Annotated in this window: 1 pseudogene; it reads right to left on the bottom strand. The window is 69.7% G+C overall.

What is annotated here, in order from left to right:
• Positions 1 to 379: pseudogene (locus tag GSQ76_RS25440) on the bottom strand (hypothetical protein); the annotation flags it as partial.

Genomic DNA, 379 nt, shown 5'->3' with positions numbered 1-379 from the left:
CACGGTCGCCTCCCCGAACGCCAGCCCCTTGGCCAGCGACAGCGCCATGCCGGTGCAGGCAATCCCCATCGCCAGCCACCACGCCCCATCCAGCCGCTTCAGCAGCCCACGCGCCACGAACAGCAGGATCACGCCCAATATGCTGCTGAGGAACTGCGAAACCTCCACCACCCAGAGCGGCAGGATCGTCTCCAGGAACTCCAGCCGGTGCCGAAACGCCGGCGTGGCGCCAGACAGCAGCATCATCCCGCCCGCGGCGAACGTGACGACGCTGAGGTAGATCGGCGCCAACAGCCCAACCCCGCGACGCACTCGCGCCAGCCCCGGCTGGTCGACCCGGATCGCCCGCGCCTCCAACGAGGCCAGCAATCCGGCCGAC

Origin of the sequence: Acidisphaera sp. L21 (genome assembly GCF_009765685.1) — a bacterium.
In the GTDB taxonomy this organism is placed as follows: Bacteria; Pseudomonadota; Alphaproteobacteria; order Acetobacterales; family Acetobacteraceae; genus LMUY01.
Note: the sequence above shows the minus strand (reverse complement) of the source record. Positions and strands in the feature narration are given on the sequence as shown.